At 38.1% G+C, this 20,328-nt stretch carries 19 protein-coding genes; 16 read left to right on the forward strand and 3 right to left on the reverse strand.

The annotated features are described in order from the left end of the window. Positions 1-52 precede the first annotated feature (52 nt). From FGQ66_RS12270 to FGQ66_RS12285, 4 genes are all read left to right on the forward strand, one after another. On the forward strand, positions 53-1,171 hold the full coding sequence (locus tag FGQ66_RS12270) for an AI-2E family transporter (RefSeq protein WP_095443789.1): 1,119 nt from the start codon (positions 53-55) through the stop codon (positions 1,169-1,171). A 160-nt stretch (positions 1,172-1,331) separates the two neighbouring features. After that, a complete protein-coding gene (locus FGQ66_RS12275; RefSeq protein WP_005876315.1) occupies positions 1,332-2,708 on the forward strand; it encodes a hemolysin family protein in 1,377 nt (458 codons plus the stop codon). Positions 2,709-3,042: 334 nt separating this feature from the next. Beyond that, positions 3,043-4,623 (forward strand): peptide chain release factor 3, encoded by a 1,581-nt coding sequence (locus FGQ66_RS12280; protein WP_095443790.1) that lies wholly within the window; start codon positions 3,043-3,045, stop codon positions 4,621-4,623. Positions 4,624-4,752: 129 nt separating this feature from the next. Next, positions 4,753-4,998, forward strand: a complete 246-nt coding sequence (locus tag FGQ66_RS12285; protein ID WP_081134758.1) for a hypothetical protein — start codon at positions 4,753-4,755, stop codon at positions 4,996-4,998. Positions 4,999-5,040: 42 nt separating this feature from the next. Here FGQ66_RS12285 and FGQ66_RS12290 read toward each other — a convergent pair whose 3' ends face one another. Then, positions 5,041-5,361 carry a DUF1827 family protein gene (locus FGQ66_RS12290; RefSeq protein ID WP_005876308.1) on the reverse strand — a complete coding sequence of 107 codons (321 nt, stop codon included), beginning with the start codon at positions 5,359-5,361 and terminating at the stop codon, positions 5,041-5,043. A gap of 163 nt (positions 5,362-5,524) precedes the next feature. Next, complete coding sequence (locus tag FGQ66_RS12295; RefSeq protein WP_081134757.1) at positions 5,525-7,753, reverse strand: ATP-dependent Clp protease ATP-binding subunit; 2,229 nt, start codon at positions 7,751-7,753, stop codon at positions 5,525-5,527. A 516-nt stretch (positions 7,754-8,269) separates the two neighbouring features. Here FGQ66_RS12295 and FGQ66_RS12300 point away from each other — a divergent pair. From FGQ66_RS12300 to FGQ66_RS12330, 6 genes are all read left to right on the forward strand, one after another. Beyond that, on the forward strand, positions 8,270-8,536 hold the full coding sequence (locus FGQ66_RS12300) for a phosphocarrier protein HPr (protein WP_002287602.1): 267 nt from the start codon (positions 8,270-8,272) through the stop codon (positions 8,534-8,536). After that, positions 8,536-10,263 carry a phosphoenolpyruvate--protein phosphotransferase gene (gene ptsP, locus FGQ66_RS12305; RefSeq protein ID WP_005876303.1) on the forward strand — a complete coding sequence of 576 codons (1,728 nt, stop codon included), beginning with the start codon at positions 8,536-8,538 and terminating at the stop codon, positions 10,261-10,263. The genes FGQ66_RS12300 and ptsP overlap by 1 nt, the downstream gene beginning before the upstream one ends. Positions 10,264-10,649: 386 nt before the next feature. Beyond that, positions 10,650-11,654, forward strand: coding sequence for an LTA glycolipid anchor biosynthesis glycosyltransferase, IagA/BgsA family (locus tag FGQ66_RS12315; protein ID WP_081134755.1), 1,005 nt, complete (start codon positions 10,650-10,652; stop codon positions 11,652-11,654). 44 nt (positions 11,655-11,698) lie between these two features. After that, positions 11,699-12,922 (forward strand): glycosyltransferase family 4 protein, encoded by a 1,224-nt coding sequence (locus tag FGQ66_RS12320; RefSeq protein ID WP_081134753.1) that lies wholly within the window; start codon positions 11,699-11,701, stop codon positions 12,920-12,922. A gap of 87 nt (positions 12,923-13,009) precedes the next feature. Beyond that, a complete protein-coding gene (locus tag FGQ66_RS12325; protein WP_081134752.1) occupies positions 13,010-13,897 on the forward strand; it encodes an NAD(P)-dependent oxidoreductase in 888 nt (295 codons plus the stop codon). Between the two features lie 85 nt (positions 13,898-13,982). After that, a complete protein-coding gene (locus FGQ66_RS12330) occupies positions 13,983-14,213 on the forward strand; it encodes a YkuJ family protein (RefSeq protein ID WP_005876296.1) in 231 nt (76 codons plus the stop codon). Positions 14,214-14,381: 168 nt separating this feature from the next. Here FGQ66_RS12330 and FGQ66_RS12335 read toward each other — a convergent pair whose 3' ends face one another. Then, a complete protein-coding gene (locus tag FGQ66_RS12335; RefSeq protein ID WP_081134750.1) occupies positions 14,382-15,314 on the reverse strand; it encodes a GIY-YIG nuclease family protein in 933 nt (310 codons plus the stop codon). A gap of 301 nt (positions 15,315-15,615) precedes the next feature. On the opposite strand from FGQ66_RS12335, the gene fabT reads away from it, so the two are divergent. The 6 genes from fabT (at position 15,616) to fabF (ending at position 20,327) form a co-directional block, all read left to right on the forward strand. After that, a complete protein-coding gene (gene fabT / locus FGQ66_RS12340; RefSeq protein WP_005876292.1) occupies positions 15,616-16,056 on the forward strand; it encodes a fatty acid biosynthesis transcriptional regulator FabT in 441 nt (146 codons plus the stop codon). Between the two features lie 9 nt (positions 16,057-16,065). Further along, on the forward strand, positions 16,066-17,028 hold the full coding sequence (locus FGQ66_RS12345; RefSeq protein WP_081134749.1) for a beta-ketoacyl-ACP synthase III: 963 nt from the start codon (positions 16,066-16,068) through the stop codon (positions 17,026-17,028). Between the two features lie 49 nt (positions 17,029-17,077). After that, entirely contained in the window at positions 17,078-17,302 is a 225-nt protein-coding gene (locus tag FGQ66_RS12350; protein WP_005876288.1) for an acyl carrier protein, read from the forward strand. A gap of 106 nt (positions 17,303-17,408) precedes the next feature. Beyond that, positions 17,409-18,344 (forward strand): ACP S-malonyltransferase, encoded by a 936-nt coding sequence (fabD, locus tag FGQ66_RS12355; protein WP_081134747.1) that lies wholly within the window; start codon positions 17,409-17,411, stop codon positions 18,342-18,344. Continuing rightward, complete coding sequence (gene fabG, locus FGQ66_RS12360; RefSeq protein ID WP_081134746.1) at positions 18,335-19,072, forward strand: 3-oxoacyl-[acyl-carrier-protein] reductase; 738 nt, start codon at positions 18,335-18,337, stop codon at positions 19,070-19,072. The genes fabD and fabG overlap by 10 nt, the downstream gene beginning before the upstream one ends. Positions 19,073-19,091: 19 nt before the next feature. Further along, the gene (fabF, locus tag FGQ66_RS12365) at positions 19,092-20,327 is read left to right on the forward strand and encodes a beta-ketoacyl-ACP synthase II (protein WP_081134744.1); all 1,236 of its coding nucleotides are present in this window, start codon (positions 19,092-19,094) and stop codon (positions 20,325-20,327) included. The last annotated feature ends 1 nt before the right edge of the window (position 20,328 follow it).

Raw genomic sequence — 20,328 nt, forward strand, 5'->3', positions numbered from 1 at the left:
AATTTTTACCAATATGCTATATACTGGTAAAAAAGACGAAAGGGGAAAAACATTGTTTGAAAAATTAAAACAATCAAAACTAATGTTTTGGTCTTGTGAACTACTCATATTAGCTACATTGATTTTCGTTTCTTCAAAAATCAATTTTATTTTTCAACCGATTGGGACATTCTTTTCAACGCTATTCGCACCAGTTTTGACTGCTGGATTTTTGTATTATCTACTGAATCCGATTGTAAAACTGTTGATGAAAGCAAAAATCAAACGTGTCTGGGCAGTGGCGATCGTGTTACTTTTATTAGTAGCAGCAATCATCTGGATTTTGCTGAGTGTCATCCCAAGTTTGATCCAGCAAATTTCTTCATTAGCTTCTAACATACCTGATTTTCTCAAACAGGTTGAAAGTTGGTTGATCCAAGTATCTGATTTACCGATCTTCAAGGAAGTAAATATCAATAAATATTTTGAACAACTAGATATTTCCTATGGAACGATCATCCAACAATTTTTAAGCGGAGTATCGACTAGCCTTGGTTCGATCGTGGGAACAATTGCTTCTGCTACGATCGTGATCATTACAGTCCCGTTTGTTTTGTTCTATATGCTGAAGGATAGTGAAAAATTAGTACCAAATATCCAACAGTTTTTTCCAGAAAAAAGAAGAGATCAAATCATGGAATTGCTTGGGCAATTAAATAAAACATTAGCGAACTATATCAGTGGACAGGCAATTGAGTGTTTGTTCGTTGGGACATTTACGTTTTTAGGGTACATGATTCTTGGTGTAGATTATGCGTTTCTTTTCGGAGTGATTGCAGGGCTAACGAATTTGATTCCATATTTGGGGCCTTATCTAGGATTAGCTCCTGCATTTCTAGTTACAGTCTTCAACGAGCCAGTTAAAGCATTGCTTTGTTGTGTCGTGGTATTGATCGTGCAGCAATTAGACGGAAATATCATCTATCCAAATGTGATTGGTAAATCATTGAATATCCATCCATTAACGATCATCATTGTTCTACTGGTTGCAGGGAATATTGCTGGCTTAATGGGTATCTTCTTAGGTGTACCGTTTTATGCAATCTGCAAGACGATCATTTCTTATGTTATCAAGATCGTCAAAGAAGATAAACAAAACGAAAACAAGAAAAAAATCGCAACAACTTTGTGACGTAAATTCTGAATGAAGAATGAAAGTAACGGATATAAACATTTGTTTTTATTGCAAAGGAAATGCCTTTGTGATAACATTTTAGCGTGGCTATCTTTTTAGTCACGCTTTTTTTCTATCGTAAACTAAAAATTTTAAATTATAAGGAGAGAATGCGATTATGAATGCTGACCCTGAGAGTCAGTCGCTGTTAGCGCAAATTTTATTACTGATCATTTTGACTTTGATCAATGCTTTTTTAGCTGCTTCCGAGATTGCAGTGGTTTCGATCAATAAAAATCGAATCGAGCAAAAGGCGGAAGAAGGAGATACCAAATCTCAAAAGCTTTTAAAAATATTGCAGAACCCAAATAACTTCCTGTCAACGATCCAAGTAGGGATTACATTAGTCAATATCCTATCTGGTGCATCATTAGCCAATACACTGTCAGAACGATTAGCCCCTGTCTTAGGTGGTGGAGTGGCAGCTAAAAACATTGCCAACATCATTGTATTAGCTATTTTGACCTATGTATCCATTGTATTTGGAGAATTGTATCCAAAACGTATCGCGTTGAACAAGTCAGAGGAGGTAGCGAATTTTACTTCTGGAATGATTCGTACGATCGGTATAGTCGCTAAACCATTCGTTTGGCTTTTATCTGCTTCAACTAGTTTGTTAGCAAGGATCACACCGATGACTTTTGACGACGAAGATTCGAAAATGACCAGAGATGAAATGCGGTATATGCTGGAGACTGAAGGCGTACTGAACAATGAAGAATTAGAAATGTTACAGGGCGTTTTTTCTTTAGATACCAAAGTTGCACGCGAAGTGATGGTTCCTCGAACAGATGCTTTTATGATCGATATCAATGACTCCGTTGAAGATAATGTCAATGAAGTTTTATCAGAAAATTATTCAAGGATTCCTGTATATAATGAAGATAAAGATAAAGTAGTCGGAATCTTGCACACGAAGAATTTATTGAAAGCCGCACATAAATTTGGCTTTGATCATTTAGATCTACAAAAGATCATGCAAGAACCATTGTTTGTACCAGAAACAATATTTATTGATGATCTTTTATATGAAATGAAGAAAACACAAAATCAAATGGCGATCTTGCTTGACGAATACGGTGGCGTAGTAGGTTTAGCAACATTAGAAGACTTGTTAGAAGAAATCGTTGGGGAAATCGATGATGAATCAGATGAAGTCGAAAACCTTTATGAAAAAGTAGATGAACATGAATACCTTATCCAAGGCCGCATGTTGATCGATGAATTCAACGAAGCCTTTGATAGTGATCTGCACATGAGCGATGTTGATACTATGGCTGGATACTTGATCACAGCCTTAGGAATGATTCCTGATGAAGGTGAGAAACTGTCCTTTGATGTTGACAACATCACGTTGATTTCTGAAGAAATGGAAGGTTCTAGAATATTGAAGATTCGAGTGCTATTCCATGATCCTGAAGAAATGGAAGCAGAACCTGATGAGGAACGTCGCTATTTCAGAAAAGAATTTGAAGATGACGAACCAAGAAGATAAACAAGTTATTGTTTGAAGAGTAATATGACTTGTAAGAATAGATGTGTTGCGTAAGAGCAGCATGTCTATTCTTTTTTGAACGTATAAATCAATTTCGCAAGAAATCTTGATGTCATGGCTTTTTCAATCACTTAATCCATGCTATACTGATTTAGTTGTGAAAAGAAGAGGCTGAGACAGAAGTGTTTAACTCCGAGAAATAAGAAGGAGTTGTTTCTGATCCCACCGTTTATTCGTTTTTAAAGAATGAGACAAAAGTGTTTCTTACTTTTGTCCCATGCTCTAGAGGATCTAGAGGAACATTAAATAAAAGATGAAAGAATGGAGTTAAACTATGAACAATCCAGAGTTAAAACAACAAGTGGACAATCGGCGTACTTTTGCCATTATTTCCCATCCGGATGCAGGGAAAACAACGATTACTGAACAATTATTATTATTCGGTGGCGCGATTCGCCAAGCAGGAACAGTCAAAGGAAAAAAGACTGGTAATTTTGCTAAATCTGACTGGATGGAGATCGAGAAGCAACGCGGTATCTCTGTTACGAGTTCAGTGATGCAATTTGATTATCATGGAAAAAGAGTCAACATCCTGGATACACCAGGACATGAGGATTTTTCAGAAGATACGTATCGTACATTGATGGCAGTGGATAGCGCAGTCATGGTCATCGATAGTGCAAAAGGGATCGAAGCCCAGACAAAAAAACTATTCAAAGTTGTTAAAAAACGGGGAATTCCGATTTTTACATTTATCAATAAACTTGATCGTGATGGTCGCGAGCCTTTGGAACTTTTAGAAGAATTAGAAGAGTTGTTAGATATCGAATCTTATCCAATGAATTGGCCAATCGGCATGGGGAAAGGCCTAGAAGGATTATACGATATCCATCACAACCGTATCGAATTTTATCGTCCGGAAAACTATAACGATGAACGGTTGATCGAATTAGATGAAGATGGCTTACTACCAGATGGACATCTGCTAACAGAAAATTCATTGTATGAACAAGTACTTGAAGAAGTTGAATTGCTCAAAGAAGCAGGGGACTCATTCAATGAGGAGAAAATTGCTCGCGGGGATCAAACGCCAGTATTCTTTGGCTCAGCGTTAACGAATTTTGGTGTACAGACTTTTCTAGAAACATTCGTGGAATTAGCTCCATCTCCTTATAGTCACAAGACACAAGACGAACAAACTGTTAGCCCCTACGAAGAAGAATTTTCAGGCTTCGTGTTTAAAATCCAAGCAAACATGAATCCAGCACATCGGGACCGCATCGCATTTGTTCGCGTTTGTTCTGGTACATTTGAACGTGGAATGGATGTGTCATTGGAGCGTACAGGTAAAAAATTAAAATTGAGCAACGTGACGCAATTTATGGCTGATTCACGTGAAAATGTCGAAAAAGCTGTAGCAGGTGACATCATCGGAGTTTACGATACAGGGAATTACCAAATAGGGGATACTTTATATGAAGGAAAATTAAAAGTTGCATATGAAGAATTACCGTCCTTTACACCAGAACTTTTCATGAAAGTTACTGCCAAAAATGTGATGAAACAAAAATCTTTCCATAAAGGAATCTATCAATTGGTCCAAGAAGGAGCAATCCAATTATACAAAACGTATTTGACTGAAGAATATATCATTGGTGCAGTGGGACAACTACAATTTGAAGTATTTCAGTACCGAATGTTGAATGAGTACAATGCGGAAGTCATCATGTCACCGATGGGGCATAAAATTGCTCGATGGATCGATCCTGAAGATTTAGATGAACGAATGAGCTCAAGTCGTAATATCTTAGCGCGTGACCGTTTTGATCAACCACTGTTCTTATTTGAGAATCAGTTTGCGGAGCGTTGGTTCGCAGATAAATACCCAGATGTAAAATTGAAAAGCTTATTATAAAATAAAAAACTCTTTTCCAATAAATCGGAAAGGAGTTTTTTCTTAATTTGAGAAAAATAAATAAATCTTTATTCTTTAGGTGAATTACAATTGATTTGCGTACCTATAGAAGAGATGAGGTGAAAGATTATGGAGACAGAGGAACAACGTAAAGACAGGATTGCAAAAAAGAAATTAGAAATGCAACGTCTTTGCCGAATGTTGGATATAGAAGACTGGGATCAAAATGAATGGCTTCTCAGAGAAGTACGCTCAATTGTCCAAAAAGAAAAGAAAGCGAAAAAAGAGACGGAAAAATCAACAGGGAACAAAGTAAGAAGTGTGGCAACTTCGAAAAGCATAATGAAGAAACATCTACATACAAAAACTCCTTGAAAGTCAATCTGACTTTCAAGGAGTTGCTCTATTTAATAGCCTTTACATTGCAAACTCGGTATCCAAGTGATGTTTAGGGATAGAAATCTCCACTAACCCAGCTAATTCGATGACTTTGATTTCTTCTTCATGATACACAGCGTCATGGATTTTTTTCAAGAAATATTTTTTTACTTCTTCAATTTCTTTTGGCTGTACTTTTCGATTTTCATTGATCAGCAAGATTTCATTATGTTCAGGGGCTTCAGTATAGACAATTGTCGTATTTCCTGCAGTATACACTTTTACCATATGAGCATCGGTATTCTCTAATTGATTTAATACTAAACGTGAATGGCTATTCGTTACATTAACAAATTTCATGGCGCTCACCTCATTTATGTAGTTTTTTAGATACAACCTTAGTTAATTATAATTTTTTTTTAATCAAATGAACAGTATTTTGATTTCTATAGAAAAAACAAACGCCTATTCTGTCCCATGATGGGGTAGAATAGGCGTTCTGCTTTGATAAAATCCACCAGAATTATTCTGCTTCAGTTTCTTCTTTGACCAAACGTTCTGGTTTTGATGTGATAACGATTTTACCATCTTTATCTAATTTTGCTTTTAGATCGTGGATAGCTGGATGATCTAAGTAGAATTCGGCAATACCATCTTCAATCTGTTCTTGGATCGTTCGACGAAGAGGGCGAGCACCCATTGAAGGATCATATCCTAAATCGACTAATTTTTCTTTAACATTTGTTGGTACTTCAATGTGTAGTTGTTGGGCTGCCAACATATTGTTTACATCATCTAGCATTAGAGTGACGATTGTCATCAAGTTTTCTTTCGATAATGCATTGAATTCAATGATGCCATCAAAACGGTTCAAGAATTCAGGAGTAAAGTAGTTGTTCAATTGATTCAAGACAGAGCGAGTGACACCTTCTCTTGCTGCACCAAAACCAACATTTGCTTCTACTTTTCCAGTACCAGCATTACTTGTCATGATGATGATCGTGTCTTTGAAGCTGACTGTTCGCCCTTGTGCATCCGTTAGTCGGCCATCATCTAGGATCTGTAAGAACATGTGCAATACATCAGGATGTGCTTTTTCCACTTCGTCTAAGAGAATCAAGCTGTAAGGATTACGACGAACTTTTTCAGTCAATTGGCCTGCTTCTTCGTATCCAACGTAACCTGGAGGAGAACCGATCAATTTAGACACACTGTGTTTTTCCATGTACTCAGACATATCGAAACGAATCATTGAATCTTCAGAACCGAATAGTTCAAAGGCTAATTGTTTCGCTAACTCAGTTTTACCTACACCAGTTGGCCCTACAAATAGGAACGAACCGATTGGACGATTTTTCTTGTTTAGACCAACACGATTGCGGCGGATGGCTTTTGCTACTCGATCCACTGCATTATCTTGCCCAATGACATGTGCTTTTAAATCACTTGCAAGATTTTTCAATTGTGTTTGTTCTTTTTCTTTTAATTCGCCGACAGGAATACCTGTACGTTGTTCGACGATTTTTTCCATATCTTTTTCAGTAATGACAGGTGTTTCTTCATCTGTCAATTGGCGTTCTTTCATTTTTTGCAATTTGTTGATTTGGTCACGATAATAAGCTGCTTTTTCGAAATCTTCTTCTTTTGAAGCTTGAGTCTTTTGTTCTTCTGCTTCTTGAAGCTTCTTATCGATCGTTTTAGGATCAACGATTTGGATCGTTAAGTTTTTCTTTGAACCAGTTTCGTCTAATAAGTCAATGGCCTTATCTGGTAAGAATCGGTCTTGGACATAACGATTCGATAAAATAGCAGCGGCTTCGATTGCTTCATCTGTATATTTGACATGATGATAATCTTCGTAACGTTTTTGCAATCCTTTTAGGATACTGATTGTTTCCTTCACTGTAGGTTCGTCTACTCGGACTGGTTGCATGCGTCGTTCTAATGCTGCATCTTTTTCAATGATCCGGTACTCATTCAAAGTTGTAGCACCGACCATTTGGAGTTCACCACGGGCAAGAGCAGGTTTCAAAATGTTTCCAGCATCCATATTTCCATCTCCGGCAGAACCTGCACCAACGATTTCATGGACTTCATCAATAAACAAGATCACATTTTCTGCTTGCTTGATTTCTTCAATCAATTTTTGCATGCGTTCTTCAAATTGACCACGGATACCAGTACCTTGAACTAAGGAAACGACATCTAACCGAATGACTTCTTTATCCATCAATTTTTGTGGAACATCACCGTCGACGATTTTTTGTGCAAGGCCTTCGACTACTGCTGTTTTACCAACACCTGGTTCACCAATCAATACAGGATTGTTTTTGGTCCGACGATTTAGGATCTCAATGACTCGTTTGATCTCATCATCTCTGCCGATCACTGGATCGATGTCTCCTTGACGTGCTTGTTCTGTGATGTTGATACCATATTCACCGAGTAAGCCATCTGTATTTCCTTGAGGTGGTTGCCCGCCATTGAAATTGTTGTTTCCACCAAATTGAGTTGGTGGTGTTTGTTCCATGTTTCCTTGTTGTTGCATTTGGCGTGACATTGATCGAAATAGATCGTCTAAACTGCCAAAACCAAAAGGATCATTTTGGGCCATACTTGTCAGACCTCCATTTTGCTGATTTTTGATTTTTTGATAACAACTTTGACAATAGTCCAGCTGTGTTCGCTGACCGTTTACTGTTGCATATAAGTGGATCGTTGCTTCATTTTTACCACAATTTTGACAAAGCATAAATGATTCACGTCCTTTCAGTTAATTACATTTCTATTTTACAACCTGTTTTTATTAAGGTAAAAGAATAACCCTCATCATTATAGGTAGTTAAGAAAGGTGGAAAATGTAGTTGACCATTCCTGACCTTTGAGTTCTATTATACTAAATTTATTAACCGACGCAAGTATTTAGTTTGATTTGAGAAGGAAAGTGAATAGTAGTGGAGCGATGCTGATAGAATAAGGAATAGAACATCATTCAACGATGATTTAAAATTCGTTCTGAAAATAACTTTCATGGTCAGAGTGAACGCATAGCCCTTATTGATGTTATGATATCCGCTGTCATTTTTAAAAACCATATGAAATATTTTTATACACTTTTGAGTGAATTTAAATGAAAACTGTTGTATCTGTCGGCAAAAAATGGTAATCTTTACAGATGAAAGGGTACTACTTCTTAGCGTTCCTAATGAATGCTAAAAAAGAAAACCCTCACATAAAAACAACACTCACTTAAAGGAGACCGATTAATATGGAAAAGAAAGAATTTCACGTAGTAGCAGAAACTGGGATCCACGCACGTCCAGCTACATTATTAGTACAAACAGCAAGCAAATTTAACTCTGATGTAAACTTAGAGTATAAAGGTAAATCAGTAAACTTGAAATCTATCATGGGCGTTATGTCTTTAGGTGTAGGCCAAGGTTCTGACGTTACTATCACAGCTGAAGGTGCTGACGAAGCGGATGCAATGGCAGCTATCGTTGAAACAATGAAGAAAGAAGGCTTATCTGAATAATGGTTGAAATGCTAAAAGGGATTGCCGCTAGTGACGGAGTTGCCGTTGCAAAAGCTTACCTGCTAGTTCAACCGGATTTAACATTCAGTAAGACAACAGTAGAAGATACTTCTGCCGAAGAATCTCGTTTAGATGATGCTTTAGCTAAATCTACTGAAGAATTGCAGCAAATTCGTGAAAAAGCAGCGCAAAGCTTAGGTGAAGCAGAAGCGCAAGTATTTGACGCTCATTTGATGGTTCTTTCAGATCCAGAAATGGTTGGCCAAATCAAACAAAATATCAAAGATAACAGTGTAAACGCTGAATCAGCGCTAAAAGAAGTTACTGATATGTATATCGGTATGTTCGAAGCGATGGAAGACAACGCATATATGAAAGAACGTGCGGCAGACATCCGTGATGTTGCAAAACGTATTTTAGCACATCTATTAGGAGTGACATTACCAAATCCATCAATGATCAACGAAGAAGTGATCGTTGTTGCACATGATTTGACTCCTAGTGATACAGCGCAATTAGACCGCAAATATGTTAAAGCGTTTGTAACTGATATCGGCGGACGTACTTCACATTCTGCCATCATGGCTCGTTCTTTAGAAATTCCAGCAATCGTTGGAACAAAAGAGATCACTGCTAAAGTCAAAGAAGGCGACATTTTGGCTGTCAATGGGATCGAAGGCGATGTAATCGTTCACCCAACTGACGAACAAAAAGCTGAATTTGAAAAAATCGGTGCTGATTACGCTGCTCAAAAAGCAGAATGGGACAAACTAAAAAATGCTGAAACAGTTACAGCTGATGGCAAGCATTTTGAGTTAGCCGCAAACATTGGTACACCAAAAGATCTAGTTGGTGTTCACAACAATGGTGGTGAAGCAGTAGGACTTTACCGTACTGAATTCTTGTACATGGATTCTCCTGACTTCCCTACTGAAGATGATCAATATGAAGCGTATAAAGCGGTTCTTGAAGGAATGGATGGTAAACCAGTCGTTGTTCGTACAATGGATATTGGTGGCGATAAAGAATTACCTTATCTGCAATTACCTCATGAAATGAATCCGTTCTTAGGCTATCGTGCACTACGTATCAGCTTGTCTGAATTAGGTGACGAAATGTTCCGTACACAAATGCGCGCATTGTTACGTGCATCTGTTCATGGAAACTTACGCATCATGTTCCCAATGGTAGCGACTCTTAAAGAATTCCGTGCAGCGAAAGCAATCTTTGAAGAAGAAAAACAAAAATTAGTGAGCGAAGGCGTGGAAGTATCTGATACGATCCAAGTCGGCATCATGATTGAAATCCCTGCAGCAGCTGTCTTAGCAGATAAGTTTGCGAAGGAAGTTGACTTCTTCTCAGTAGGTACGAATGACTTGATTCAATACACAATGGCAGCTGACCGTATGAACGAACGTGTATCTTACTTGTATCAACCTTATAACCCTTCAATTTTACGTTTGATCAAAAACGTGATTGATGCAGCACATGCTGAAGGTAAATGGGCTGGTATGTGTGGAGAAATGGCTGGAGATCAAACCGCTGTTCCTTTACTTGTAGGTATGGGATTAGATGAGTTCTCAATGAGTGCGACATCTATCTTAAAAACACGTAGTTTAATGAAACGTTTAGACACAACGAAGATGGCGGAACTTGCTGATCGTGCTTTGAAAGAGTGCGACACAATGGAAGAAGTCGTTGAACTTGTTAACGAATACGTAAAATAAACAAGCTAGCAAAAAGAGGCCGGAACAGAAGTATTCAACTCCGAGAAATAAGAAGCGATTCACGGAAATTGCTTTTCAAATTTTTGTGAATTTCGGCTTATTTTCCCGAAGGAGTTGCTTCTGCTCCCGCCGATTATTCATTTTTTAGAGCGTGAGGCAAAAGTAAGAAATACTTTTGCCTCACGTTCTTTTTTTATGACTTTAGAAAATCCAGTGATTATTACAGATAGGCATCAACAAGTCATCTAGATTTTTTGAATAATAATCAATAGATGATTAAAATAAGCAAAAAACGCATTATTTGCTGAACCTTTTAAAAATAGGGCTTAAGTTTGAGTGACAGTTTCCGTGCTATGTTATACTATATAAGTGAAGGAGGACGTAAATTGAAGGTATTATTATATTTTGAAAGTGAAAAAATGCTGGCAAAATCTGGTATCGGACGTGCACTTGACCATCAAAAACGTGCTCTAAAAGATGTAGGAGTTTCGTATACATTAGATAATAAGGAAGACTATGATATTTTGCACATCAATACATATGGTATCAATAGTCATAACATGGTTAATCAGGCGAGAAGAGATGGGAAAAAAATCGTTTATCATGCACACTCGACGGAAGAAGATTTCCGTAACTCGTTTATTGGCTCAAATCAATTGTCGCCCCTAGTCAAAAAATACTTAGTGGGACTATACAGTAAAGCGGATTACTTGGTTACGCCCACTCCTTATTCAAAACAATTATTGGAAGGCTATGGACTTACTGTACCGATTCAAGCAATTTCAAATGGAATCGATTTAGAAAAATATCGTCCTGATCCAATCAAGGAATTAAAATTCCGTGAACATTTTCAGCTTTCTGAAGATCAAAAAGTGATCATTTGTGTCGGGCTTTTCTTTGCCCGTAAAGGCATCATTGATTTTGTCGATATTGCTAAAAAAATGCCAGAATATACATTCATCTGGTTTGGACATGTGCCCATGTATTCGATCCCTAAAAATATTCGAAAAATTGTCAAAGAGGATCATCCTGACAATGTGATTTTTCCCGGATACATCAGTGGGGAGATTATTGAAGGGGCTTATTCTGGTGCAGATTTATTTTTCTTTCCTTCTTATGAAGAAACTGAAGGAATCGTCGTTTTAGAAGCACTAGCAAGCAAACAAAATGTTCTCGTACGAGACATTCCGGTGTATAATGGTTGGTTAGAAGACAAAAAAAATTGTTATATGGGAAATACGAATGATGAATTTTGCGAGATGATCAAAAGTATCATGGAAGAAGAAGTTCCTAGTTTGGTAGAAGCCGGGTATCAGACAGCCCAAGAGCGCAGTATTGAAAAAATTGGTGAGCAACTTCGAAATGTTTATCTGCAAGTACTTGATGAATAACATTATTCTAAAATAAAAACAGGGTAGTTTGGAGGCGAAAAAACATGAAAATTGGCTTTTTTACCGATACCTATTTTCCGCAGGTAAGCGGAGTTGCGACCTCAATAAAAACCTTAAAAGAAGAGCTAGAAAAAAATGGACATGAGGTATATATTTTTACAACGACTGATCCCAATGCTGATAAATTAGAAAAAGATGTGATCAGGATGCCAAGCGTGCCATTTGTTTCATTTAAGGATCGTCGTGTAGTAGTGAGAGGAATGTGGTATGCCTATTTGGTAGCTAAAGAATTAGAATTGGAACTGATCCATACACATACAGAGTTTGGTGCTGGAATACTTGGGAAAATGGTCGCCAAGAAATTAAAAATTCCTTTGATCCATACGTACCACACGATGTATGAGGACTACTTGCACTATATCGCAAAAGGTAAAGTGCTTCGCCAGTCCCATGTGAAGTATCTTTCACGGTTGTTCGCCAATCACACAACAGGCGTTGTTTGTCCAAGTGAGCGGGTAATCGACACGTTAAGAGGCTATGGTGTCGTGACACCATTACGTGTGATTCCAACGGGGATCGATATTGAAAAATTTAAGCGTGCCGATATCACGAATAAAGACATCGAAAAATTAAGACAATCCTTGCACATCGAAAAGGATCAACTAATGATCCTCTCGTTGAGTCGGATTTCCTATGAAAAAAACATTCAAGCGCTAGTTTATGGCTTGCCGCAAATAATCAAAGCATATCCTAATGCACGCATGGTGATCGTCGGTAAAGGACCTTATCTGGAAGAGCTACAGGAATTGATTACTACGCTTGATTTGAGTGAATATGTCCAATTTACTGGAGAAGTGGCAAATGATGATGTTGCATTATACTATAAAGCAGCGGATTTCTTTGTGAGTGCATCAACGTCAGAAACACAAGGACTAACGTATACAGAAGCTATGGCTGCTGGAACGCCTTGCGTTGTGGAAGGAAATGCCTACTTAAATCGCTTGTTTGACCATCCTTCTTTGGGCAGAACCTTTGAAACAGATCAGGATTTCGCACCAGCACTTATTGATTATATTAAAAGCGAAGTACCCCATGATCCACAAGTATTGGAATCGAAATTATATGAGATTTCTTCTACGCATTTTGGTGAAGCGATGATTGAATTTTATGAAGATATGATCGTTTATCATGCAAATGAATTACAAAGAAAAGAAGAAGAAGCATCAATCGAAAGAATAAAAATAAAATTAAATTCGTTTAAACGATAAAAATCAGGCGTTTACTCTAAAAAAATCCTTGTTTCTGGCGTATACTAGCATAGAGACAAGGATTTTTGATTTTTAGGAGGTAAAGAGATGAAAATTGGATTTATTGGTACCGGAGTAATGGGGAGTGCGATCGTGCGTCATCTGCTAGAAGCTGGGCATGAGTTGACTGTCTATAATCGAACAAAAGCAAAAACGGATCAGCTTGTAAAAGAGGGAGCCGTTTGGGCAGACACGCCAAGAGAGGTAGCTGCTACTAGTGAAGTCATCTTTTCGATGGTAGGCTATCCACAAGATGTAGAAGAAATCTATTATGGGGATACTGGCATTTTTGCCACTGATGTGACGAATCGTGTCTTAGTCGATTTGACAACAAGTACACCGACTTTAGCAGAAAAAATTGCAAAAACTGCTAAAGAAAAAGGAGCAGTAGCGCTAGATGCCCCAGTATCTGGTGGAGATCTGGGCGCTAAAAATGCGACATTAACGATCATGGTCGGTGGAGAAAAAGAAGTATATGATAAAATTTTGCCACTATTCCAAGTCTTTGGAACGACCTTCACGCTTCATGGATCAGCAGGTAAAGGGCAGCATACTAAAATGGCAAATCAGATCATGATCGCAGGCACAATGACAGGTATGACGGAAATGTTGGTTTATGCGGAAAAAGCCGGTCTTGATCTAGAAAAAGTCATTGAAACACTTGGCGGGGGCAGCGCAGCCAATTGGTCATTAAGTAACTATTCTCCTCGCATCCTGAAAAACGATTATACACCTGGTTTCTTTGTCAAACATTTTATCAAAGATTTAAAAATTGCTTTGGATGAAGCAGAGAAGCTTTCTTTAACGTTGCCAGCGACGGACCAAGCGCTGAAATTATACGAACAGTTAGCTGATCAAGGTTTTGAAAATGATGGGACGCAGGCTTTGATTAAACTTTGGTGGCCTGATGGAGAGATACCAGAAAAAAAATCTTAAAAAACTCGATTTTTTAGAGAAAATCAATGCAAGTCGGCCATGCTTTTGATACAATATAACAGAAATAAGAAAAGGAGGACCTCCGATGGCACATTCACAATTGGTTGCAATCATTAAACGACTGGAGGCTATGGTCGAATCAGCAGATAATGAACTGCAAGTCCGTCGTTTTGAAAAAGAGGGCGCTGAAAAATGTACAGTAACTTATGATAAAGCGACTGAAACATTTGAATTAACTGAAACAGATTCACATCAACAATATGAATTTGACAATATCGATATCGTAGCAATGGAGATTTATGACTTGATTCAATAAGAGTTTGCTTGAGGACAAGGAGTTGGCCTCTGTTTAACTTTTAGAAGAATCAATACAAAGTACTTCTCTTCAAGCACTGATCTGTGTTTTGTTTGCTAGATTTCGATCAGAATAGTAAGAGATAAAAAATAGAGAAGGTTCCTAACCATTCATTTTAGGAATTCTTCTCTATTTTTTTGACTCTAGACTCGTTTCTCTCTGAATTCTTCTATAGTAACTCATCAAGATAAGCACAGGGTCGATTTCGTCTTTTGATAATTGACGCTTTAATGCTAGTGTCTTTTCGCCTTTTTCATAATAAAAGTGAGGCGTCTCATCTGCTTTGGTAATCACTGTATCTGCAAGCTGTCCGTAACAGATCAAGTAGTGTTTTCGCCTAGTATCATCTATTGCTAGAGGTAAGCTGAAAGATATTTCAGGCATCCGCAAAAATTTTTTCTGCTCTTTTATCTTTTGGATAAAAGAAGAGGTCAATTCGATCTCGCGTTGGAGCACTGCCGCTTTTTCAAAATTCAACTGTTGGATAAAGTGATCTTGTCTAAGTTTTTGGTAAGTCAATAGTTTTTTATTTCTTCCTTGAAGCAGTCCTTGGATCTCTTTTTTCTTTTGCAGATAAGAGAGCTGTGCAACCTCTGGAAGTTGGGTCTGCAAAGCTAAACGACTGATTTCGGAAAGCCATGGCATTTGATAGGTTTCTTCGATGATCCTTAAAATGATCGGCATTTTCTTATATAATCGAAAAGGCCCATAAGTGTGAGCAAGTGGCACATCCGAAAGACTGAAGCCCTCGTCCGAAATATGTAAATAATTATAATTACTGAAATAATTCATTTGTCGGTTGTAAAAGGGACGGTAATACTGAATCAATTGGCACTCTAATAATAGAGCATCTAATTCTGTGTCTACCACGACAAAATCAAAATCATCGATATGATGGATCAGACGACGGATTTTTTTTGAATGTTGCTGGTTTTTGTGAAAGTACGTACTTACGCGATTTTTTAATTTTTTTGCTTTTCCAACATAGATAACGGAACCTTCTTTATTTTTCATTAAATAAACACCAGGTAATAGCGGCAGTTGTTTTACTTTTTCTTTCAAGGGCGTATCTCCTTTTTTTCCAAAGCTACTATAGCAAATTTCAGGTATAGCGACAACTTTTAAGTTTAAATATAAAGAAATCTATAAAAAATACTTTGATAATCAAATCAATTTTATTTTATACATATTTAATAATATCAATCTTAAATGCTGTTTTATCAGCTTTTATAAATTAGCACCAGATTAAAAAAATATCATAAAAGAAAAAAAGTGGTTTTTAAGGTTGCATTTTGAAAAAAGTTAAGATATAGTTTGAACATCAAATGATTTGATAATCAAACTAATTAGTGGATGGTGGAACATGGAACCAGATTTAAAAACAGTGAATGATTATCTCGTTAGTGTGTTCAATGACATCTTGACAATCGAAGAATCTGAGCTGAAAAAATCTCAATTCAAAGACTTGTCGATCACAGAAATGCATACGATCGAGGCAATCGGGATGTATAAGAAAAAAACGACTTCAGAAGTAGCCAAAGAACTGTCGATTACTGTTGGGACCTTGACCACTGCTATCAATAAGTTAGTAAAAAAAGGCTATGTTGAACGCATCCGAAGTGAAGATGACCGCCGCGTTGTAAAACTTGGGTTGACGAAAAAAGGGAAACTTTTGTATCGTGTCCACCAACATTTTCATCGAGAAATGGTCAAGAATATTTTGGATAGTATGGCTACGGAAGAACAACATGCTTTACTGGCTGCGTTGAAAAACTTGCATGATTTTTTGCGAGATTACAAGTGAGGATTTTTAATGGAACAATTTGGAACGATCACAGCAACCGCTAGTGTCCTTCCCGAAAAAATCATTACCAATGAGGATCTTTCTAAAATGATGGATACATCAGATGAATGGATCGCATCTCGAACGGGTATTAGACAAAGACGTTGTGTCACAGATCAAGAAACTTCTGATCTATGCTATTTGGTAGCAGAAAAATTATTGAAAAAAAGAAATATCGCTGCGAGCGAACTTGACTTTATTATTGTTGCAACGATGTCGCCCGATTATGCGACACCTTCTGTAGCTGTTCAGGTACAGGGGAAGATCGGTGCGATGAGAGCTATCGCATTTGATATCAGTGCAGCTTGCTCTGGGTTTGTTTACGCATTGAGTCTAGCGGAAAAGCTGATTCGCTGTGGCTCCAAAAAAGGCCTAGTTATCGGTGGTGAGACATTATCAAAATTGATTGATTGGTCTGACCGTACAACAGCTGTTTTGTTTGGAGATGGTGCAGGTGGTGTGTTGCTTGAAGCTGGAAACGAACAAAAATTATTGGCTGAACATTTGGCCGCTGATGGTACGCGGGGAACTTCACTTACTGCAGGCTATCATCACAATGCTTCGCCGATTTATACAGAAGATTCAGAAGGTTCTTTCTATTTAAAGATGGTGGGAAGAGATATCTTTGATTTTGCTGTCAGAGACGTTGCGAAAAACATTAAAGAAATCATCAATGATGAGCCAATTGATTATCTGCTTTTGCATCAAGCAAATCTTAGGATCATTGAAAAGATTGCACGAAAAGTAAAAGTACCACAAGAAAAATTTCTGACAAATATGGATAAATATGGCAATACCTCTGCTGCAAGTATTCCGATCCTATTAGATGAAGCGGTAACTAGTGGAAGAATCACTTTAGGAAAAAAACAAAAGGTAGTATTTACAGGTTACGGTGGAGGTTTAACTTGGGGAAGCATCCTCATGGAGCTGTAAACTGATAAAACATAAAAAAATTGTAAACAATATCGGAGGAATATAGATTATGGTATTCGAAAAAATTCAAGAAATTATTGCTGAAGAATTAGGAAAAGAAACTGAAGAAATCAAATTAACAACAAATATCCAAGAAGACTTAGAAGCAGATAGCTTGGATTTATTCCAAATCATTAACGAAATCGAAGATGAATTTGATGTGAAGATCGAAACAGAAGACGGCATCAAAACAGTTCAAGATTTAGTAACTTATGTTGAAAAACAAACTGCATAATCATTGAGATTAGGTTGGGGGCTGGGACATTTCCTTTTATGGGGATGTCTTGGTCTTTTTTACTAAATAGTTGCATCACTAATCCTAAAACTATTGGAGAAAATAAATGAAAACAGCATTTTTATTTAGCGGACAAGGCGCTCAATATCAAGGGATGGGTCAAGACCTCTACCATGAGCCAATCGTAAAAAAAACATTTGATGAAGCAAGTGACATTTTAAGCTATGACATGGCGGAATTATGCTTTTCAGAAAATGAAAAATTGAATCAAACGATGTACACACAACCGGCAATTCTAACTGTTAGTATCGCTTATCAGCGCTTATTGCAGGAACATGGGATTTTTCCGCAAGCTGCTTTAGGGCTTAGTCTAGGAGAATATTCTGCATTAGTTGCAAGTGAGGCATTGCCATTTGCTGAAGCAGTTGCACTGGTAGCCAAAAGAGGTGCTTATATGACAGAAGCAGCACCTGCTGGTAGTGGAAAGATGGTTGCTGTGATGAATGCACCTATCGAAGTCATTGAAGAATGCTGTGTAAAAGCACAAGAACTAGGTATCGTCTCACCAGCAAATTACAATACGCCACAACAAATCGTGATCGGTGGAGAAGAACAGGCGGTGGATCAAGCAGTTGCTTTACTGCAAGAACAAGGAATCAAACGAATGATCCCTTTGAATGTCAGCGGACCTTTCCATACGGCAATTTTAGCACCTGCATCAGAGAAATTAGCAGCAGAGTTAAAGAATGTTGCATTCAATGAACCGAAAATCCCAGTCATCAGTAATACAACAACCGAAGTGATGACAAAGGAACGCATACCGATTTTACTTGAGCAGCAAGTGATGAAGCCGGTTCGTTTCTATGAAAGCATCCATCGTTTGAAAGAGCAGGGAATCGAACAAGTCATTGAAGTTGGACCTGGAAAAGTTCTCAGTGGATTTATGAAAAAAATCGATAAATCGATCCCTGTTCTGCGGGTAGAGAATCAAGCAACATTTGAGGAAACAATGACAAGTATCGGAGGTATGTCATGGAGCTAACAGGAAAAAATGTGTTTATCACAGGTAGTACTAGAGGAATCGGCGCAGCAGTAGCTATCGCTTTTGCAAAAAAAGGGGCAAACATCATCCTTAATGGACGAGGAGAGATCCCAGAAGAGAAAATCTCAGAGATCAAAGCGTTAGGAGTAGAGTGTATTGGTGTTTCTGGAGACATCTCAGATTATGAAAAAGCTGGAATGATGATCAACGAAGCAGAGGCTCGATTAGGTTCTGTTGACATATTGATCAATAATGCCGGGATCACAAATGACAAATTAGTGATGCGCATGTCGGCAGAAGATTTCAAAAAATGTTTAGATATTAATTTGACAGGAACGTTCAATATGACCCAACACGTTTTAAAGAAAATGATGAAAAAACGCGTTGGTGCGATCATCAACTTATCAAGTGTTTCAGGATTGATCGGCAATGTCGGTCAAGCAAATTATGCAGCAAGCAAAGCTGGCGTTGTTGGTTTCACAAAGTCGGTTGCTCGAGAAGCAGCGACTAGAGGTATTACTTGTAACGCAATTGCTCCTGGATTTATTGCTACAGATATGACAGAAGTATTATCAGAAAAAGTCAAAGAACAAGTGGAAAAACAAATTCCAATGCAACGTTTTGGACAGGTGGAAGATGTCGCGAATACAGCAATATTCTTGGCACAGAGTCCATACATTACTGGACAAGTCATCAATGTCGATGGCGGATTGGTCATGCACGGATAAACAAGGAGGAAATAAATCAATGAATCGAGTAGTAATCACTGGTTATGGTGTCACTTCACCAATTGGTAATGATGCTGAGAGCTTTTTAGAAAGTTTGCAAAAAGGAACAAACGGGATTGCACCCATTACAAAATTTGACGCCACAGAAACAGGCATCACTTTAGCAGGAGAGGTAAAAGATTTTCCTTATGATAAATATTTTGTAAAAAAAGATAGCAAACGTATGGATATGTTCTCGATTTATGGTATCTATGCAGCCCTAGAAGCGATGGGGATGAGTGGATTAAATAAAGATGAAATCGATCAGGATCGTTTCGGGGTCATTGTTGGATCAGGGATCGGTGGCTTACCAACGATCGAAAACCAAGTTATCCGAATGCACGATAAGGGACCTCAACGAGTATCACCAATGTTTGTGCCGATGTCTATTGCCAACATGGCAGCCGGTAATATTGCTTTGCGTGTAGGTGCAAAAGGTATCTGTACAGCCATCGTAACAGCATGCGCAAGTGGAACCAATGCGATTGGAGAAGCTTTCCGCAACATCAAACATGGATATTCTGATGTCATCTTAGCAGGTGGAACGGAAGCAACGATTTGTGAAATGGGGATTGCTGGATTCGCAGCATTGACTGCTTTGTCTCGTTCGACAGATCCAAATCGTGGTTCTATTCCATTCGATGAAGAGCGAAATGGCTTTGTCATGGGTGAAGGTGCCGGCGTATTAGTTATCGAATCTTTGGAACATGCACAAGCACGTGGGGCTAAGATCTATGGGGAAATCGTAGGTTATGGTTCAAATTGTGATGCATACCATATGACTGCTCCAACACCTGACGGCTCTGGTGCTTCAAAAGCGATGAAATTAGCAATGGCAGAAGCAGGCATCACACCAGAAGAAGTGGGATATATCAATGCTCACGGTACAAGTACGCCTGCAAATGATCAAGCAGAAGCAAAAGCGATTCAAATTGCTTTGGGTGATAGTTTTAAAGAAACATATGTCAGCAGTACAAAATCAATGACAGGACATCTATTAGGTGCTGCTGGCGGAATTGAAGCGTTAGCAACCTTGATGGCCCTTGAACACCAATTTATTCCACCAAATATCAATGTTCAAAAACAAGATCCAGAAATCGACTTGAATGTTGTGATCAACGAAAGCAAACCTGCAGAACTGACTTATGCGATGAGCAATTCTTTAGGCTTTGGTGGGCATAACGCAGTCTTGTGTATGAAACGTTGGGAGGAATAAT

Origin of the sequence: Enterococcus sp. BSD2780061688st2 D3 (assembly GCF_005844145.1) — a bacterium.
Lineage (GTDB): Bacteria > Bacillota > Bacilli > Lactobacillales > Enterococcaceae > Enterococcus_B > Enterococcus_B durans.